This window comes from Nocardioides sp. NBC_00368 (assembly GCF_036090055.1).
Taxonomy (GTDB): Bacteria; Actinomycetota; Actinomycetes; order Propionibacteriales; family Nocardioidaceae; genus Nocardioides.
Map to the genome: position 1 here is coordinate 2,325,908 of NZ_CP107970.1, position 18,395 is coordinate 2,344,302.

The following is an 18,395-nucleotide window of genomic DNA, read 5'->3' on the forward strand; positions in this document are numbered from 1 at the left end:
TCACTCCTCGTCTGCGGCCTCGGTGGCGGTCTCAGCCGGAGTCTCCTCGGCGGGAGCCTCCTCCTCGAGCACCGGGGCGAGCGACAGCTTGCCGCGGTCGTCGATCTCGGCGATCTCGACCTGGATCTTCTGGCCGACCTCGACGACGTCCTCGACCGACTCCACCCGCTTGCCGCCGTTGAGGGCGCGCAGCTTGGTGATGTGGAGCAGGCCGTCCTTGCCCGGGAGCAGGGCGACGAACGCACCGAAGTTGGTCGTCTTCACGACCGTGCCGAGGTAGCGCTCGCCGACCTCGGGCATGGTCGGGTTGGCGATCGCGTTGACCGCCGCCCGGGCGGCCTCGGCGGCAGCGCCGTCGGTCGCACCGATGAGCACCGTGCCGTCGTCCTCGATGGAGATCTGGGCGCCGGTGTCCTCCTGGATCTGGTTGATCACCTTGCCCTTCGGGCCGATGACCTCGCCGATCTTGTCGACGGGGACCTTCACGGTGATGATCCGCGGAGCGGTCGGGGCCATCTCCTCGACGCCGCCGATGGCCTCGTGCATGACGTCCAGGATGGTCGTACGCGCGTCCTTGGCCTGGTTGAGGGCCTGGGCGAGGACCTCGGCCGGGATGCCGTCCAGCTTGGTGTCGAGCTGCAGCGCGGTCACGAACTCCGCGGTGCCGGCGACCTTGAAGTCCATGTCGCCGAAGGCGTCCTCGGCACCGAGGATGTCGGTGAGCGCGACGTACTTGGTCTCGCCGTCGATCTCACCGGAGATCAGGCCCATCGCGATACCGGCGACCGGGGCCTTCAGCGGGACACCGGCGTTGAGCAGCGACATCGTCGAGGCGCAGACCGAGCCCATCGAGGTGGAGCCGTTGGAGCCCATGGCCTCGGAGAGCTGGCGGATCGCGTAGGGGAACTCCTCGCGGCTCGGGAGCACCGGCAGGAGCGCGCGGCGGGCGAGCGCACCGTGGCCGACCTCGCGGCGCTTGGGCGAGCCGACCCGGCCGGTCTCACCGGTGGAGAACGGCGGGAAGACGTACTTGTGCATGTAGCGGCGCGACTTCTCCGGGGAGAGGGTGTCGAGCTGCTGCTCCATCTTCAGCATGTCGAGGGTGGTGACACCGAGGATCTGGGTCTCGCCGCGCTCGAAGAGCGAGGAGCCGTGGACCCGCGGGATCACGCCGACCTCGGAGTGCAGCGGACGGATGTCGGCCAGGCCGCGACCGTCGATGCGGACCTTGTCACGCAGGACCTGGGTGCGGATGGCCTTCTTGGTGATGGCCTTGTAGGCCGCACCGATCTCGCCCTCGCGACCCTCGAACTGGGCGCCGAGCTTCTCGAGCAGGGCGAGCTTGATCCGGTCGCCCTCCTCCTCGCGCTCCAGCTTGGTCAGGACGCGCTCGCGCGAGCCCTTGACGCTGTAGAGGTCGGTGACGTCGGCGCCGACGGTGGCCTCGACGGCCTCGTAGACGTCGTCCTGGTAGTCCAGGAAGACCGGGTAGTCCTGGACCGGCTTGGCGGCCTGCTTGGCCAGCTCGGCCTGGGCCTCGACCAGCTGCTTGATGAACGGCTTGGCGGCGTCGAGGCCACCGGCCACGATCGGCTCGGTCGGGGCCTGGGCACCGGACTGGACCAGGTCCCAGGTCTTCTCGGTGGACTCGGCCTCGACCATCATGATGGCGACGTCGCCGGAGTCGGTGACGCGGCCGGCGACGACCATGTCGAAGACGGCGTTCTCGAGCTGGCTGTGGGTCGGGAAGGCGACCCACTGGCCCTCGATCAGGGCGACGCGCACGCCGCCGACCGGGCCGGAGAACGGCAGGCCGGAGAGCTGGGTGGACATCGACGCGGCGTTGATCGCGAGCACGTCGTAGGGCTGGTCGGGGTCGAGCGCCATGACGGTGATGACGACCTGGACCTCGTTGCGCAGACCCTTCTTGAAGGTCGGGCGCAGCGGGCGGTCGATGAGGCGGCAGGTGAGGATCGCGTCCTCACCCGGGCGACCCTCGGAACGGAAGAAGGAGCCGGGGATCTTGCCCGCGGCGTACATCCGCTCCTCCACGTCGATGGTGAGCGGGAAGAAGTCGAAGTGGTCCTTCGGCTGCTTGGAGACGGTGGTCGCCGACAGCAGCATCGTCTCGTCGTCGAGGTAGGCGGTCACGGAACCCGCGGCCTGGCGGGCGAGCAGCCCGGTCTCGAACTTGACGGTGCGGGTGCCGAACTTGCCGTTGTCGATGGTGGTCTCGACGGCAGTGATGACTGGTTCGGTCAAGGATTTCGTCCTTAGTCTTTGTCGCGGAGCGCCCCCGCGCCGGGCGTGTGCGTTCGCTACGCACAGGGCCGGTCTTCGATCGAGACCCTCAGCCTTCTCGGCATCTGCCGAGATCTGGGAGTCACTACCGAGGACCGAGCCGGACGGGCGGGCCGCTCCTGGTGATGATCATTTTCTTCGTACGCCGGCCGGTGGCCGTAGCACTCTCGGTCCAGCCTATCCGCCGACCGCCCGAAACGTGGAACGCGCGGCTGTAACGAGTTCTGGACGCGTGTCTCAGACGACCGTGACCGGGTGCCGTACGACGGCGTCGAAGAAGTAGCCGCCGGGGTTGTGGGCGGCGACGTCGGGCTGGGTGCGGCCGGCGCGGTCGGTGGCGCGGACGAGGATCTCGTACGCCCCCGGCGCCGGGTCGCGCCAGGTGAAGTCCCACTGCGCCCAGCCGAGGCCGTGGCCGCCGGTGGGGCGGCCCGGCGCGTGCTGGACGGCCGGCGACCAGGTCTCACCGCCGTCGGTGCTGATCTCGACCCGCGCGATGGGGGCCGCGCCGGACCAGGACCGGCCGCTCAGCACGATCCGCTCCCCCGCCGGGATCTCGGCGTTCCACTCCAGCTCGAGGGCGGAGCGGACCGGGTTGACGGTCAGCGGACCGTCGACGTTGTACCACTTCGTGTCCCACGGCGAGGTCAGCACGCTCGTGGACACCTCCAGCGAGCCGAGCCACTTGATCGAGGCGATCCCGATCCAGCCCGGCAGCAGCAGCCGCAGCGGGAAGCCGTGGTCGGGCAGCAGGGCCTCGCCGTTGGCGCCCCACACCAGCAAGGCGTCGTCGTAGGCCTTCTCGATCGGGAACGGGCGGCGCACCCGGCCGTGGTCGACACCCTTGTCCACATAGCTGGCGTCCAGCCCGGTCGCCTGCACCGAGACCGCGTCCCGGCGGACACCGACGGCGGTGAGGACGTCGTGGAGGCGTACGCCCTTCCAGCGGACCGCCCCCACCGCACCGAGCTTCCACTTCGTGCCGCTGACCTCCTGGCCCTGCTGGGTGGTGAAGAAGCTGCGGCCGTTGCCGGTGCACTCGTGGACGGAGGTCGTCTCGACGTGCCGGAAGGCCTTGAGGTCGTCGAGAGTGAGGCGCACGCCGGCGGGATCGCGCAGCCCGTCGCCGAAGATCTCCAGCTCGTACGTCTCCGGGTCGATCCGCGGGGTCGCGGTGTGGTTGCGCACGAACAGGTCGGCCTGCGGGGTCAGGTAGCGGCGCGGGTCGACCGAGTCCCACCGGGTCTCGGCGTTGGTGCCGTAGTCGATGAACCGCTCCGCCGGGAGCGGCTTGAGGATCGCGGGAACACCTGCCACCGCGTCGGCGAGGACCGCGTCAGTCGCCTGGGTCGCACCCCCGGCGGCCGCCCCGAGCGCAGCGGTGGTGAGGAAGGTGCGTCGGTTCAGACCTGGGAGCGTCATGCCCAAATATTAACATGACTAACTTACTCGTGTTAGTGCTTCGCCAGTCTGCTCGGCCACCAGATCCGGTCCCCGATGTCGAGGTTGATGGCCGTGACCAGGATCGACCGGACGATCATCGTGTCGAGCATGACTCCGAGCGCGACCGTCACCCCGATCTCGGCCAGGAAGACCATCGGCAGCGAGCCGAGCACCAGGAACGTCGCGGCGAGGACGACCCCCGCGGACGTGATCACCCCGCCGGTCGAGGTCAGGCCGACGAGCGATCCCTCCCGGGTGCCTCGGACCTGAGCCTCCTCCCGCACCCGCGTCATCAGGAAGATGTTGTAGTCGATCCCCAGCGCGACCAGGAACACGAAGGCGAACAGCGGGAACGACGGGTCCGTCCCGGCGAACCCGAAGACGAACTCGAACAGCAGCACCGAGATGCCGAGGGCCGCACCGAACGACAGGATCACGGTGCCGAGCAGGATCAGCGGCGCGACCAGCGCACGCAGGAGCACCATCAGCACCAGGAGCACGACCGCCAAGACGATCGGGATGATCACCAGGTCGTCGCGCTGACTGGCCTCGAGGGTGTCGCGCATCATCGCCGAGGTGCCGGTGACCAGGGCACCGGCTCCGTCCACGCCGTGCACCGCCGAGCGGGCGGCATCGACGATGTCGTACGCCTCGGGCGAGGTCACGTCGGCGTCGATCACCGCCGCGATCGCGACGACGCCGTCTTGAGCCGGGCCGAGCGGGAAGCTCTTCACCTCCCCTGCCGGGGTCTCGGTGGGCACCAGCCCCTCGACCCCGTCGAGCGCCTGCTGCACCTGCGTCTGCGATGACGCGTCGGCGACCACGAGCAGCTGGTTGGACTGGTCGGCCATGTCGTGGTCGACCAGGACCTGCTGGCCGGTGATCGAGTCGAACTCCTCGGTGTAGGTCTCGTCCGAGGCCAGCCCGTTGGCGTCGAGCCTCAGCAGACCGAGGCAGGCGATGAGCAGAAGACCGGTGGTGGCGATCCAGATCACGCGCGGCCGGACCGAGATCATCGCGCCGAGCCTCGCCCACATGCCGGTCTCGGTCGGCTCCGCCGATCCGTACGCCGGCCGCCTCGGCCAGAAGACCCATCGGCCGCAGATGACCAGCAGGGCCGGCAGCAGGGTGACCATCGCCAGGTAGGTCACCGCGATCCCGACGGCGACGACCGGTCCCATCCCCGAGGTCGAGTTCATCTCGGCGAAGGTCAGGCACAGCATGGCCAGGATGACCGTCACGGCGCTGGCGAGGATCGCCGGCGCGGCGCGGTGCAGCGCGTGCGCCATCGCCTCGTGGCGGTCCTCGAACTTGCGCAGCTCCTCGCGATAGCGGGAGACCAGCAGCAGCGCGTAGTCGGTCCCGGCGCCGATCGCCAGGATGCTCAAGATGGCCTGGCTCTGGCCGTTGACCGTGAGCCCCGCGTCCTTGGCCAGGAAGTAGACCAGGCCCATCGTCACGCCCAGACCGACCACCACCGAGACGATCGGGAAGACCCAGAGCACCGGGCTGCGATAGACGAAGAGCAAGATGACCACCACCACGACGAGCGCGGCCGCCAGCAGCGTCGTGTCGATGCCGCCGAACGCCTCCGCGGCGTCGGCGGCGGAGCCGCCCTGGCCGGTCACGTGCAGCCGTACGTCGTCGTGGTCGGCGATCTCACGGATGTCGTCGACGGTGCCGGGCATCCTGCTCCAGCCGTCCGAGCCGAGGTCGAAGGTCACCGTGAGCTGGGCGACCTCGCCGTCCTTCGACAGCAGCGGCGGCGCGATCTCACCCTCGACCCCGTCGAGCCCGCCGAGCTCGGCGATGTCGCCCGAGGCGACCGCGGCGAGGTCGTCCCCGGTGACCGCGGTCGAGGTGTAGACGAGCGTGGTCGGGATCGCGTTGGGGTTCTGGAACGGGCTCATCCTCTCGAAGCCTCGGGTCGACTCCGCGGAGGCCGGGAGCCATGAGGCCGCCTCGTTGTTCTGCACCTCGGTGAGCTTCCCGGCGAATCCACCGAAGGCCACCAGCGCGAGCAGCCAGAGCACCACGACGACGTACTTGGTCCTGGGCCCGGTCAGCGTCCCCGCGATCTGTCGATGCACGGTCTCAAGCCTGCGCCCGAGGCACCCGCTCGAACCACCCCAAAACAGGCGAACGGGCCGCCCCCGAGTGGGGACGGCCCGTTGCTCACGAAGATCAGGAGATCAACGGCGGAGGCCGAGCTTCTCGATGATCGAGCGGTAGCGCTCGATGTCCTTCTTCTGAAGGTAGTTGAGAAGGCGGCGGCGCTGGCCGACGAGCAGCAGCAGACCACGACGGCTGTGGTGGTCGTGCTTGTGCTCCTTGAGGTGGTCGGTCAGGTGGGAGATGCGGTGCGACAGCAGCGCGATCTGCACCTCCGGCGAGCCGGTGTCACCCTCGGTCGTGGCGTACTCGGCGATGATCTTCTTCTTGGTCTCCGCGTCAGTTCCAACTGCCATGCGAAGGCTCCCTTCCGGCCCGTGGGCCTACTCGTTGCGCGGCGCGCCCGGGCCTGTTCACCGGGGCACTCTTGGTCCGCGGCCGATTTCACGGCTTGAGCTGCCGACCCCATGGGACGACAACCCGAGAAGATTAACAGCGAGCCGGGGTGCGCCCCGAATCGCCGCCGGATCAGGCCACGAGCACGAGCCGTGCCACCAGCCGCCGCAACCTCCACCACAGCTTCATCGCTTCATCACCCTCGCCCTCGTCTCTCCGCCATCTGGATCGACGCTGCAGGACCGGGATCGGTTGCATCGGTCGGGTCATGGCTTGTCGGCGGTACCCGCGGACGCACTCGGGGATGCGCTCGGAGATGCGCTCGGGGAACTCGTCGTCACCCCGGGCAGCGATACCTTCGGCACGGTGGCCAGCGGGGGCTCCTGGATCGCCGGGGCGTCCTCGCTCCCGTCCGCGAACGCGTTCGGGTCGAGCGCGGTCCCCGGCTGGACCCGGCTGGGCAGCGGGAAGACGTTGTAGAGCTGCGCGGCGCCGTTGGACCACGGGTAGAAGATCCGCGCCTGGAGCGGCTCGCCGGTCATCTCGTCGGTGCAGGCCACCTCGGCCATGTCCAGGTCGTCGGCAGGCAGCGGCGGCAGCGGAGCTGCGCTCGTCGAGGTGCAGTCGGGCTGGGTGACGACGTCGATCGGCTGCCCCTCCTGGTCGAAGAGCTGGACACCGGTCAGCGGCTTGCCCGAGGCGTCGTACGGGTAGATGTTGCTGACCCACTTCCCCTCGGAGTAGACGCCAGCCTGTTCGTCGATCGGCGCACCATAGGCGCCGCCGGCCTCGTTGAAGCCGTCGCTCCAGCCACGGTCGTAGTCGGCGCCACCGCCACCCCACGCCGCCCAGGTCATGAAGAGCACGAACGCGGCGAAGACATTCAGGCCGAGCAGGACGACCCGGGCGAGGGTCCCCCGCTCGCCGCCCGGCCAGACCCGGCCGGCGCCGATGAACATGCTGACCGCCACCGCCATGATGAGGAGGACGACCGCCGGCGCGCTCGACATGCTCAGCCCGAACACCGCGGAGACCAGCGCGACCGCCGCCCACGCGCGCACGATCCACCACAGCGGCCGCAGCCAGGCGACCACAGGCCCCAGATCCGTACGCAGCAGCTCACCGAGCTTGGCGACCGCGGCGTCGAAGCGGTCGTGGCCGGCGTCGAGGAACCCGTCGACCTGCTCGCCGAACCCCCGGGGCACCGGTTGGCCCGCCGGGATCCCCGCAGCTGCCCGCAGCTCCTTGGCGTACTCGACCGGGTCGCCGAGCGCGTCCGGACCACGGTCCTCGACCAGCTCGGTGAAATCGGCCTCGAGTCCGTCGGTGATGTCGCTGAGCACCTCCGGGTCGAGATCGGCGAGCTCACGGCGTACGCGAGCCAGGAAGAGCCGCACCTCCGGTGCGACGTTCGCCTCTGCATCTGTGGTCGTCATGCTCGTGCCCCTTGGAGGATCTCGGTGACAGTGGTGGAGAAGTGGGACCAGTCCTCGCTCTGCTGCTTGAGCTGGCCTTGCCCGGCGGGCGTGATGCCGTAGTACTTGCGGTGCGGACCGGACTCCGACGGCACGACGTAGGAGGTCAGGGCGCCTGCGGCGTACAGCCTCCGCAGGGTCCCGTAGACCGACGCGTCCCCGACGTCCGTGAGCCCGCTGTCGCGGAGCTTGCGGACGATGTCATAGCCGTAGGCGTCCTCACCGTCGACGACGGCCAGGACGGTCAGGTCGAGCACCCCTTTGAGCAGCTGGGTGGTATCCATGCTTCGCACACTACTACGCAGTGCGCACTACTTGCCAGAGCATTGCACCGCGCGCCGCCGAGAAGCTCGGCGGCGAGGATCCAGCCCCGAGCGGCGTCTAGGAGCGGCCGCGCACGTCCCGGACGAAGTCCTTCCAGGCTGCCGTGTCGCCGGCCGGTCCGGAACCGCCGCGGACGGGGCCGGTGAAGGTGCGCACCTGCACGGGCTGCGCGGGCCGCCCGGAGGGCGAGCCGGGCGCGAGGCTCGTCTGGGCGGTCGGAAGGGCGACGCTGGCACGGAGCTGCTGGCCGTAGCCGCCCGGTGCCCCGCCAGGCGCACCAGGTGCTCCCCCGGGCGCACCCCCGGAACCGCCGGAGATGAGCGAGGACATCGGCGTGTACTCCTCCACCTCGTCCCTCTTCCCGGGCACCGCGAGCCAGATCAGCGCGATCAGGAACCCGATCGCCCACCCGTAGGTCAGCCCGTACGCAGCCCCCGACGCGATCACGTCGTCGAGCGAGGCCACCAGCCAGCCGGGGCGGCCGTCGCTGAAGTAGGCGTAGAGGCTCTCGGCGGCCTGACCGGCGGCGGTGGCGACGATCGCGGCGAACCAGCAGCCGAGGAACACCGGCCAGAACGCGCGCGGCCAGATGCCGACGGTGCCGAGCCAGGTCAGCAGCCAGGTGAGCACGAAGACGGTCGCGGTGAGGATCACCGAGTGCACCAGGGCGTCACCGGCGAAGAGGTCGTCGAAGGCGCCGTTGCCGAAGTAGGTGAGCCGGTCGCCGAGCAGCGAGGCCACCCAGCCGGCCGAGTTGGTGCCGTTCTCGTCGGCCCAGGTCGAGAACGGGGCCGATCCGGAGAGGAACTGCAGGGCCCAGAGCCCACCGGTGACGAGGACCGCGTTGAGGAAGGCCGGGATGCCGCCGCGGGCGCGCTCGGCCTCGACCTCGGTCTCGTAGACGGACGTGGGCGTGGAGTGGGGATCCATGACCAACAATTCAACCGCACCCGGACCCCGCTGAACAGGCCGCCTGATCTACGACTCGGTAAGACCTTGCTCGAGGATCTCGCGCGCCCGCACCACGTCGGCGCGCATCTGCTCGACCAGCGCATCGATCCCGTCGAAGGCGACCATGCCCCGCAGCCGCTCCACGAACGCGACCTCGACCTCGACGCCGTAGAGCTCCAGGTCGTCGCGGTCGAGCACGTAGGACTCCACCCGGCGCCCGACCACGCCCTCGAAGGTGGGGTTGGTGCCGACCGAGATCGCGGCGGGGAACCGCTCCCCCGTGTCGCGCCGGGTCAGCCAGCCCGCGTAGATGCCGTCGGGCGGCACCGCGGTCAGCGAGTCGGTGGGCACGTTGGCCGTCGGGAAGCCGAGCTCGCGGCCCCGCTGGTCGCCCTTCACGACGACCCCGCGCACCGAGTAGGGACGGCCCAGCGCCTCGGCGGCACCGGTGACGTCCCCGGTCGCCAGACACGTACGGATGTAGGTGGAGGACCACACCTGGGGGCCGCCGTCGAGCGGGATCCCCTCGGCGGAGAAGTCGTGGATCTTGCCGTAGGCGATCAGGTCGGCCACGTCGCCGGCGGCCTTGCAGCCGTAGCGGAAGTTGGCGCCGACCACGCACGCCTCGGCGTGCAGCGCGTCGACGAGGACCCGCTGCGCGAAATCGTCGGGCGACCAGTTGGCCATCTCCATGTCGAACGGCAGCGCGAGCACGGCGTCGGCGCCGGCCGCGTGCAGCAGCTCGGCGCGCTCCTCCATCGTGGTGAGCACACCCGGGGCGTGCTCGGGCCGCAGCACCGCCATCGGGTGCGGGTCGAAGGTGACCGCCACCAGGGTGAGGTCCTTGGCGTCCGCCACCTCGCGCCCCCGGCTGATCACGTGCTGGTGCCCGAGGTGGACGCCATCGAAGTTGCCGACGACGACGCACGTGCGCCCCAGGCCGGCCGGCACCTCACTCAGACTTCGCCACAACACGGCCACAGAATATCGGGGCGTGCTCACTCGGACGTGACCTGGGCCGTCTGTCGGGCACGGAGCGCGAGATAGACCGCCCGCATGCCGACGGCTCGTTCGATCTCGCGCAGCACCGTACCGAAGAACTGCTCGCGGTAGGTCTCGTCCGTGACGGTCGAGACGGTGAGGTAGAGCGAGGAGAACCCGGCGAGGAACAGCGCGACCTTGACCAGCTCGCCCGACACGTTCGGCAGCCAGGACAGGTTGTGCAGCGACTGCTGACCGGTCCAGCCCATCTGCACCCCGTCGGTCATCACGATCGCACCGAAGAGCAGGAAGAACGCGAAGACGGCGACCGCGATCAGCACAACCTGGGTCGCCTGGATGACGAGCAGGGCCAGCACCAGGTTCCAGCGCTCGAAACCCGTCACCTGGGCGAGCTCCGCGGGGTCGGCACCGCGGCCCTCCCGGGCATCCTCCACGAGCTCCGCACAGGCGGTTTCCAGAGGCGTTCCCCGGCACGTACGCGTCAGGAAGGCGGCGTCCACGTCGTCGTCGATCCGGTCCACCTCCTCGGGCAGCCGGACCAGCAGGAACGCCGCCGCCGACCCGGCGAACAGCAACGTGACCAGCCACAACGCACCCAGGTCGAGGTTCGCCGACATCTCCCAGACCTCGGCGTTGATGAACAGGAACGTCATGAAGAGCAGCAGCAGCGGCAGCGCCCGCAGGGCCATCGGCAGCAGCCTGGTCAGCGACCCGAAGGTACGCCCCATCGCCCACACCAGGATCGGCCGGAACCGCATCGCAGTCAGTGCGTACCACCCGGCAGCGGCCCCGCCCAGGGTCAGCAGGAGCGCCGGCGCCGCCCCGATGTCACCGGTGGTCCACGCCAGCGCGACCCCGGCCGCCACCGCGACGACCACGACCACCAAGCCCACCCGGACCGTACGCCGCGGCCGCATCGCCGCTCTCACCGCGACCCGCTCCTCGGGAACGAAGTAGGTCAGGCCGTTGTGGCGGAACCACGAGTCGGTGAGCCGTAGCGCTTCGGCAGGTCCGTTCTGCTTCACAAGCGCGTCATCCTCGCAGGCTTTACCGTTCCTCGGTCACCCGACGAAGACCGCGCTCGCCTTCGCCGTCGTCGCGCTGACCGGTTCGTAGAGCGCCAGGAACTCCCCGTCCGGGGCGAAGACGGCGGTGATCCCGTCGAGCGCGAGCCCGAGCTTGCGTCCGTAGCGGACGTCCTGGGCCTGCTCCTCGGAGAGGTCGTAGGAGGTGAACGCGGCGCGGGCGGCCTCGGCCAGCGGCAGCGCGGCGAAGTCCTCGGCGAGCTCGTCGAGCGTCTTCGCGACGTCGAGTCCGTAGGGCCCGACCGCGGTGCGGCGCAGCATCGTCAGGTGTCCGCCGACCCCGAGCGCCTCCCCGACGTCGCGGGCGATCGCGCGGATGTAGGTGCCCGAGGAGCAGCGCACCGAGATGTCGACGTCGACCACGTCGCCCCCGTGCCGGAGCTCACCGACGGTGAGCTCGTGCACGGTGACCGGCCGGGCCTTCAGCTCGACCTGCTCGCCGTCGCGTACGCGTTGGTAGGCCCGCTTGCCGTCGACCTTGATCGCCGAGACGGTGGTCGGCACCTGGAGGATGTCGCCGACCTGGGCGGCGAAGGCGCTGCGTACGCGCTCCTCGTCGAGGCCGGCCGCCGACCTGGTCCCGGTCACCTCGCCCTCGGCGTCGTCAGTGGTGGTGGAGACCCCGAGCCGCACGGTCGCGTCGTAGGACTTCTCGGTCAGCATCAGGTGACCGAGAAGACGGGTCGCCCGCTCCACCCCCAGGACGAGTACGCCGGTGGCCATCGGGTCCAGCGTGCCAGCATGCCCGACCTTGCGGGTGCCGGCCAGCCGGCGTACGCGCGCGACGACGTCGTGGGAGGTGACGCCGGCGGGCTTGTCGACGATGACGAGCCCGGGGACGGCAGAGGTCACTCGTCGTCGTCCTCGTCGTCCTCGTCCCACTCGTCCTCGACCTCGCGAGGCTTCTTGTAGGGGTCGGCCTCGCCCGCGTAGGTCGCCCCACGCGAAGCGGCGACCGCGTCGTCCTGCGCCTTGGCGCGGGCGAGCACGTCGTCGAGGTGACGGGCCGTCTCCGGCAGCGCGTCGTGGATGAACTCCAGCGTCGGGGCGGTGCGGGTGCCGAGCTGCTTGGCGACCTCGGAACGGATCAGCCCCTTGGCCGACTCCAGCGCCGCGGCCGTGCCGGCCAGCTCGGCCTCGGAGTCGGCGCCGAGCACCGTGTAGAAGATCGTCGCCTGCTGGCTGTCGCCGGTCACCCGCACGTCGGTGACGGTGACGAACCCGATCCGCGGATCCTTGATCCGCCGCTCCAGCATCTGCGCCACGATGACCTTGATCCGGTCAGCGATCCGGCGAACCCGTGGGCTACTCATGTTCACACTCTCTCAAACCGCGCCGAATCGGCGCTAATGTCTCAACTCGAAGCGCCGAGTCGGCGCTCATGTCTCACGAACTGGCGCCGAGTCGGCGCGTATTCCCGGGGCAGACGCGCCGACTCGACTCGCACGCCCGGGACAAACGCGCCGAGTCGACGCATCTGTGCGGGACAGATGCGCCGACTCGGCAGGGGTTGGGGATCAGCCCCGGGGAATCTCCACCATCTCGAAGGCTTCGATGATGTCGCCTTCCTTGATGTCCTGGAAGTTCTTCAGGACCAGACCGCACTCGAAGCCCTCGCGGACCTCGGAGGCGTCGTCCTTCTCACGGCGCAGCGAGGCGAGGTCGAGGTTGTCGGCCGCCACGGCGCCGTCGCGCAGCACGCGCACCTTGGCGTTGCGGCGGATGAGGCCCTCGGTGACCATACAACCGGCGATGTTTCCGGCCTTCGACGAGCGGAAGATCGCACGGATCTCCGCCTTGCCGAGGACCTTCTCCTCGTACTCCGGCTTGAGCATGCCCTTGAGGGCCGCCTCGATCTCCTCGATCGCCTGGTAGATGACCGAGTAGTAGCGGATCTCGACACCCTCGCGGTCGGCCATCTCGGTCGCCTTGCCCTGCGGGCGGACGTTGAAGCCGATGATGATCGCGTCGGAGGCAGCAGCCAGGTCGACGTTGGTCTCGGTGATCGCACCGACACCGCGGTCGATGACCCGGATGGAGACCTCGTCGCCACCCACGTCGATCTTGGCCAGTGCGTCCTCGAGCGCCTCGACCGAACCGGACACGTCGCCCTTGAGGATGAGGTTGAGCTCCTGGCTCTCGCCCTTCTCCATGGAGGCCATGAAGTCCTCCAGCGTGCGGCGTACGCGGCGCTTGGCCTGCTGCGCGGCACGCTCGCGTGCCTCGCGCTTCTCGGCGATCTGGCGAGCCATCCGGTCGTCCTCGACGACCAGGAAGCTCTGACCCGCACCCGGCACCGCCGAGAGACCCAGGACCATCGCCGGACGCGACGGGGTCGCCTCGGTGATCTCGTGGCCGTACTCGTCGATCATCGCGCGGACACGGCCGTGGGCCGGACCGGCGACGATGGACTCACCCACACGCAGCGTGCCGCGCTGGACCAGGATGGTCGCGACCGGGCCGCGACCGCGGTCGAGGTGAGCCTCGATCACGATGCCCTGCGCGTCCTGGCTGGCGTTGGCCTGCAGGTCGAGCGAGGCGTCGGCGGTCAGCACGACGGCCTCGAGAAGGCCATCGATGTTGATCCGCGACTTCGCCGAGATCTCGACGAACATGGTGTCGCCGCCGTACTCCTCGGGGATGAGGCCGTACTCGGTCAGCTGGCCACGGACCTTGGTCGGGTCCGCCTCCGGCTTGTCGATCTTGTTGATCGCGACCACGATCGGGACGCCGGCCGCCTTGGCGTGGTTGAGCGCCTCGATGGTCTGCGGCATCACACCGTCATCGGCCGCGACCACGAGGATCGCGAGGTCCGAGGACTGCGAACCACGGGCACGCATGGCGGTGAACGCCTCGTGACCCGGGGTGTCGATGAAGGTGATCTTGCGCTCGTCGCCGTCCACCTCGGTCGAGACCTGGTAGGCACCGATGTGCTGGGTGATGCCACCGGCCTCGCCCTCGATGACGTTGGCGTCACGGATGGCGTCGAGCAGCTTGGTCTTACCGTGGTCGACGTGACCCATGACGGTGACGACCGGCGGTCGGACCGTCCAGTCGGACTCGTCGCCCTCGTCGCCGAGCTCGATGTCGAAGGACTCCAGCAGCTCGCGGTCCTCGTCCTCGGGGGAGACGACCTGGACGACGTAGTTGAGCTCCTCACCGAGCAGCTCGAGGGTCTCGTCGTTGACGGACTCGGTCGCGGTGACCATCTCACCGAGGCCGAACAGCATCTGCACCAGCTGGGCCGGGTCGACGTTGATCTTCTCGGCGAAGTCGGTCAGGCTCGCGCCGCGAGCCAGGCGAACGGTCTCACCGTTGCCCTTGCGTACGCGGATGCCACCGATCGTCGGGGCCTCCATGGCCTCGAACTCCTGGCGACGCGCCCGCTTCGACTTCCGGCCGCGACGCGAGGGACCACCCGGGCGACCGAAGGCACCCTGGGTCGTTCCGCGACCGCCGGGACGACCGGCACCGGGGCGACCGCCACCGGGACCGCCGCCGAAGCCGCCGCCACCGGGACGACCGGCACCGCCGCCGCCACCGGGACGCCCACCGGCGCCCGGACGACCGCCGCCACCGGGACGACCCGGGGCACCGGCACGACCACCGGGGCCGCCACCGGGACGGGCACCGAACGCAGCCGGGGACTTCGGCATCATCGCCGGGTTGGGACGCGGCATGCCGGGACGGCCGCCGCCGGCCTGGCCACCCTCACGGGCAGCCGCGGGACGCGGCGGACGCTGGTCGCCACCGGCCGGGGCACCGCCCTGGCCGCCGCCCTGGCCCCCACCCTGGCCGCCGGGACGCGGACGCCCCATGCCCTGGTTGGAGGAGAACGGGTTGTTGCCCGGGCGCGGAGCGCCGGGCTTGCCGACCGGACGCGGTCCGGGACGACCGGCACCGGCGCCACCGGTACCACCCGCGCCACCGCGGGCCGCGGGGGCCTGCGGACGAGCGCCGGGCTTCGGGGCACCGGGCTTGGGCGCACCCGGCTTCGGGCTGGGCTTGGCCGCGGCCGGAGCCGATGCCGACGCCGCGGGGGCGACCGGCGCAGCCTCGGCCTTCTTGGCCGGGGGCTTCGGGCCGGGCTTCGGCGCGGCCGGCTTGGACGCCGCAGGCGCCTCGGCAGGCTTCTCGGGCGCCGTGTCGGCAGCCTTCTTGGGGGCTGCAGGCTTGGGCGCAGCCGGCTTGGGGCCGGGCTTGGGGGCGGGCTTCTCGTCGGTGGACGCAGAACCACCCTTGCCGCCGGCCTTCAGGCCGGGGCCGATCTCCTTGCGGAAACGCATCTCCGCAGGCAGCTCGACGGTCGAGCTCGCCGACTTGACGAACTCACCCATCTCCTTGAACTTCTCGAGAACGAACTTGCTCTCGACTCCGAACTCTTTGGCGAGTTCGTGGACTCGGGTCTTAGCCACGTTTCTCCTTCTGGCCACAGACCCAAATCCGGGTGAAACTGTGACCACTAGTGGATGTAGAACACGCTCATCGCGAAGTACTCATCGAGTGCTCATGAGCTTTTGCTCCAATTCCTGGTCAGTTGACCGTCGGCGACGGTCGTGGATGTCTGGCGCGTGTCGAGGTAGTCCTCCACCGGTGCGCTGGAAAGCCCGCCCTCGGCCCCCTTACCTTTCGGGAACAGGGCCCGGGTGAACGCCTTCCGGCGCACCGCGAGTTCGTAGCACTCACGCGTGGGGTGCAGATGCGCCCCTCGCCCGGGTGCGGTGGCTGTCGGATCGGGCACCACGGCCGGCTGGCCGTTGCGGTCCGAGCCGGCGGTCACCCGCAACAACTCGCGCTTGGCGGCCCGCTTCCGGCAACCCACGCACGTACGGACAGGTCCGTGCTGCGTAGTTTCTTCGAGGCGTGCCACCGATCCTTAACACTACCGCTTCGGGGGTTCGGTAGACGAAACCGGGGCACAGGTCGTTCTTATTCCGTGACCCGCGCTCACCGGCCGGTCGGGGCAGATCGGTGTCAGAGGACCGCGGCGATCTCCGGCCAGGCCAGCAGACCGAGCTCGCGGTCGGCCCGCTCCGACCCGACCCAGGCGAGCCTCTGGCTCGGCGGAAGCACCGGCTCCCCCGGCAGCACGACCCGGTGACCCGCCTCTGGATGGGTGACCACGATCGTCTCCAGGTCGTGGGCCGTACGTCGCCGCCGGACCGCCTCGGCGAAGAGCACCGAGGGCCACAGCGCGTCGTCTCCCCCGGCGACCAGGACGACCTCACCGGCGATGCGCTCGACCGGGATGGTCGCGGCGGGGACACGGTCGGCGTACTTCTCCAGGGCGGAGAGGTAGACCTCGCAGAACGACGGGAGCTCCCCATCCGCCTCCTTGACCGCATCCTCGATCGCCTCGTCGTCGAAGGGCACGAACGGCACCTGCTCGCCACGCAGCGTCCACGAGGACCGCTGGGGCCGCTCGTCGCTGAGACCGGCCCAGGAGACGTACGTCGGGGAGATCGCGACGACGGCGTCGATCTCGGGGTGCAGCGTGCCGAGCAGCAGCGCGGCCTGGGCACCCCAGGAGGTCCCGAGCACCACCAGCCGCTCGTAGCGGGAGTGGAGGTCGGTGAGGACGTCGTCGAACGTCTCCAGCGGCACCAGCCGGGCCTCTCCCGGCTGGCCGGGGCCACGGAAGTAGCGGATCGACGCCGCGGCGACCCCGTGGGAGGCGAGCATCCGGCACCGGTCGGTCTCGATCCGTCCTGAGGACCCCGAGAGGACGAGTACGCCGGTGCCGGCCCCCTCCGGCTCCAGCAGGACGCCCTCGGGGCCGGTCAGAGTGGTCTCACGCACGCTGGACATGCGCACAGGCTAGCGTCGCGCCGGCTCAGGCGACCGGGGTCTCCTCGTCGGAGCGGATGTCGATGCGCCAGCCGGTCAAGCGCGCGGCGAGGCGGGCGTTCTGGCCCTCCTTGCCGATCGCCAGCGAGAGCTGGTAGTCGGGCACGACGACGCGGGCCGACTTGGTCACCTCGTCGATGATCTCGACCGAGGAGACGCGGGCGGGCGACAGAGCGGAGGCGACGAGCACCTTCGGGTCCTCGGACCAGTCGACGATGTCGATCTTCTCGCCCTGCAGCTCGGACATGACCTGGCGGACCCGCTGGCCCATGGGACCGATGCAGGCACCCTTGGCGTTGACGCCGGGGACGGTCGACTTGACCGCGATCTTGGTGCGGTGGCCCGCCTCGCGAGCGATCGCGGCGATCTCCACGGTGCCGTCGGCGATCTCGGGCACCTCGAAGGAGAAGAGCTTCTTCACGAGGTTGGGGTGGGAGCGCGAGAGCGTGATCTGCGGGCCGCGCATGCCCTTCCGCACGCTCACGACCAGGGCCTTGATCCGGGTGCCGTGGCCGTAGTCCTCGCCCGGCACACGCTCGGAGAGCGGGATGACACCCTCGAGCCGGCCCAGGTCGACGAGCACGTCGTCGGGGTTGCGGCCCTGCTGGATGACGCCGGAGAGGATGTCGCCCTCCTTGCCGGAGAACTCACCGAACTTCACGTCGTCCTCGGCGTCGCGCAGCCGCTGCAGCACGATCTGCTTGGCCGTGGTGGCCGCGATCCGGCCGAAGCCCTCGGGCGTGTCGTCGTACTCCCCGATGACGTTGCCCTGGTCATCGACCTCGGAGGCCAGCACGCGGACGTGACCGGTCTTGCGGTCCAGGTCGACCCGCGCCTTGGTCTGGGCGCCCTCGGTCTTGTGGTAGGCCGTCAGCAGCCCCTGCTCGATCGCCTCGACGAGCACATCGAGCGAGATCTCACGCTCCCGCTCCAGCATCCGCAGGATGCTCATATCGATGTCCATGGCCTACTCCCCCTCGTCGATCCGCTTGAACTCGATCTGCACAAGCGCCTTCTTCACGTCCGCGTACGCCACCTCACGGCGCTTCCCGCTCACCTCGAGGCTCACCCGCTCCTCGTCGGACTCCTTGACGCGTCCGGTGAACGCGGAGCCGTCGATGGCGGTGACCTTGACCAGGCGACCCTTGTTGCGGCGCCAGTGGCGCGGCAGGGTCAGCGGCCGGTCGACACCGGGAGAGGTCACCTCGAGGGTGTAGGGCTGCTCGCCCATGACGTCGGACTCGTCGAGGACCCGGTTGACCTCACGGGTCGCCTCGGTGACCTCCTCATGGGTGATCCCGCCATCCTTGTCGACGGCGATCCGCAGGATCCGGCGCTTGCCGGCCGGCGTGATCTCCACGGCCTCGATGTCGAGACCCAGGGCCAGAAGCGGGTCGGCGAGGGCCTTCTCGATGGCACTCGCGATCGCGTCCTTCCGCTCAGCACTCAACGCGATCTC

Annotated in this window: 16 protein-coding genes; all 16 read right to left on the reverse strand. The window is 69.9% G+C overall.

The window, feature by feature from the left end:
- The 16 genes from OG984_RS11105 to rimP all read right to left on the reverse strand — a co-directional run bounded on the left by OG984_RS11105 (nucleotide 1) and on the right by rimP (nucleotide 18,386).
- The gene (locus OG984_RS11105) at nucleotides 1-2,262 is read right to left on the reverse strand and encodes a polyribonucleotide nucleotidyltransferase (RefSeq protein WP_328531641.1); all 2,262 of its coding nucleotides are present in this window, start codon (nucleotides 2,260-2,262) and stop codon (nucleotides 1-3) included.
- A gap of 276 nt (nucleotides 2,263-2,538) precedes the next feature.
- Nucleotides 2,539-3,723, reverse strand: a complete 1,185-nt coding sequence (locus OG984_RS11110) for a molybdopterin-dependent oxidoreductase (RefSeq protein WP_328531642.1) — start codon at nucleotides 3,721-3,723, stop codon at nucleotides 2,539-2,541.
- A gap of 32 nt (nucleotides 3,724-3,755) precedes the next feature.
- The gene (locus OG984_RS11115) at nucleotides 3,756-5,834 is read right to left on the reverse strand and encodes an MMPL family transporter (RefSeq protein WP_328531643.1); all 2,079 of its coding nucleotides are present in this window, start codon (nucleotides 5,832-5,834) and stop codon (nucleotides 3,756-3,758) included.
- 102 nt (nucleotides 5,835-5,936) lie between these two features.
- Complete coding sequence (gene rpsO, locus OG984_RS11120; RefSeq protein WP_008363208.1) at nucleotides 5,937-6,212, reverse strand: 30S ribosomal protein S15; 276 nt, start codon at nucleotides 6,210-6,212, stop codon at nucleotides 5,937-5,939.
- Nucleotides 6,213-6,518: 306 nt separating this feature from the next.
- On the reverse strand, nucleotides 6,519-7,688 hold the full coding sequence (locus tag OG984_RS11125; RefSeq protein WP_328531644.1) for a hypothetical protein: 1,170 nt from the start codon (nucleotides 7,686-7,688) through the stop codon (nucleotides 6,519-6,521).
- Nucleotides 7,685-8,011, reverse strand: coding sequence for a PadR family transcriptional regulator (locus OG984_RS11130; RefSeq protein WP_176884102.1), 327 nt, complete (start codon nucleotides 8,009-8,011; stop codon nucleotides 7,685-7,687). The genes OG984_RS11125 and OG984_RS11130 overlap by 4 nt, the downstream gene beginning before the upstream one ends.
- 97 nt (nucleotides 8,012-8,108) lie before the next feature.
- A complete protein-coding gene (locus tag OG984_RS11135; protein ID WP_328531645.1) occupies nucleotides 8,109-8,981 on the reverse strand; it encodes a hypothetical protein in 873 nt (290 codons plus the stop codon).
- A gap of 48 nt (nucleotides 8,982-9,029) precedes the next feature.
- Entirely contained in the window at nucleotides 9,030-9,977 is a 948-nt protein-coding gene (locus OG984_RS11140) for a bifunctional riboflavin kinase/FAD synthetase (protein WP_328531646.1), read from the reverse strand.
- Nucleotides 9,978-10,000: 23 nt separating this feature from the next.
- Nucleotides 10,001-11,029, reverse strand: a complete 1,029-nt coding sequence (locus tag OG984_RS11145; protein WP_328531647.1) for a hypothetical protein — start codon at nucleotides 11,027-11,029, stop codon at nucleotides 10,001-10,003.
- A gap of 36 nt (nucleotides 11,030-11,065) precedes the next feature.
- Nucleotides 11,066-11,941: a tRNA pseudouridine(55) synthase TruB gene (gene truB / locus OG984_RS11150; RefSeq protein ID WP_328531648.1), complete on the reverse strand. Its 876-nt coding sequence runs from the start codon at nucleotides 11,939-11,941 to the stop codon at nucleotides 11,066-11,068.
- Nucleotides 11,938-12,408 carry a 30S ribosome-binding factor RbfA gene (rbfA, locus tag OG984_RS11155; protein WP_328531649.1) on the reverse strand — a complete coding sequence of 157 codons (471 nt, stop codon included), beginning with the start codon at nucleotides 12,406-12,408 and terminating at the stop codon, nucleotides 11,938-11,940. The genes truB and rbfA overlap by 4 nt, the downstream gene beginning before the upstream one ends.
- Nucleotides 12,409-12,606: 198 nt before the next feature.
- Complete coding sequence (infB, locus tag OG984_RS11160; RefSeq protein ID WP_328531650.1) at nucleotides 12,607-15,504, reverse strand: translation initiation factor IF-2; 2,898 nt, start codon at nucleotides 15,502-15,504, stop codon at nucleotides 12,607-12,609.
- A gap of 92 nt (nucleotides 15,505-15,596) precedes the next feature.
- Entirely contained in the window at nucleotides 15,597-15,959 is a 363-nt protein-coding gene (locus tag OG984_RS11165; protein ID WP_328531651.1) for a YlxR family protein, read from the reverse strand.
- A gap of 104 nt (nucleotides 15,960-16,063) precedes the next feature.
- Complete coding sequence (locus OG984_RS11170) at nucleotides 16,064-16,897, reverse strand: alpha/beta fold hydrolase (protein ID WP_328531652.1); 834 nt, start codon at nucleotides 16,895-16,897, stop codon at nucleotides 16,064-16,066.
- 25 nt (nucleotides 16,898-16,922) lie between these two features.
- Complete coding sequence (gene nusA / locus OG984_RS11175) at nucleotides 16,923-17,900, reverse strand: transcription termination factor NusA (RefSeq protein WP_328531653.1); 978 nt, start codon at nucleotides 17,898-17,900, stop codon at nucleotides 16,923-16,925.
- A gap of 3 nt (nucleotides 17,901-17,903) precedes the next feature.
- A complete protein-coding gene (gene rimP, locus OG984_RS11180) occupies nucleotides 17,904-18,386 on the reverse strand; it encodes a ribosome maturation factor RimP (RefSeq protein WP_442940979.1) in 483 nt (160 codons plus the stop codon).
- Nucleotides 18,387-18,395: the final 9 nt, after the last annotated feature.

Coding starts and splice junctions, on each gene's coding strand:
- rpsO (WP_008363208.1), bottom strand. CDS start 6,212: ATGGCAGTTGGAACTGACGCGGAGACCAAGAAGAAGATCATCGCCGAG.
- OG984_RS11170 (WP_328531652.1), bottom strand. CDS start 16,897: ATGTCCAGCGTGCGTGAGACCACTCTGACCGGCCCCGAGGGCGTCCTG.
- OG984_RS11135 (WP_328531645.1), bottom strand. CDS start 8,981: ATGGATCCCCACTCCACGCCCACGTCCGTCTACGAGACCGAGGTCGAG.
- nusA (WP_328531653.1), bottom strand. CDS start 17,900: ATGGACATCGATATGAGCATCCTGCGGATGCTGGAGCGGGAGCGTGAG.
- OG984_RS11125 (WP_328531644.1), bottom strand. CDS start 7,688: ATGACGACCACAGATGCAGAGGCGAACGTCGCACCGGAGGTGCGGCTC.
- OG984_RS11110 (WP_328531642.1), bottom strand. CDS start 3,723: ATGACGCTCCCAGGTCTGAACCGACGCACCTTCCTCACCACCGCTGCG.
- OG984_RS11130 (WP_176884102.1), bottom strand. CDS start 8,011: ATGGATACCACCCAGCTGCTCAAAGGGGTGCTCGACCTGACCGTCCTG.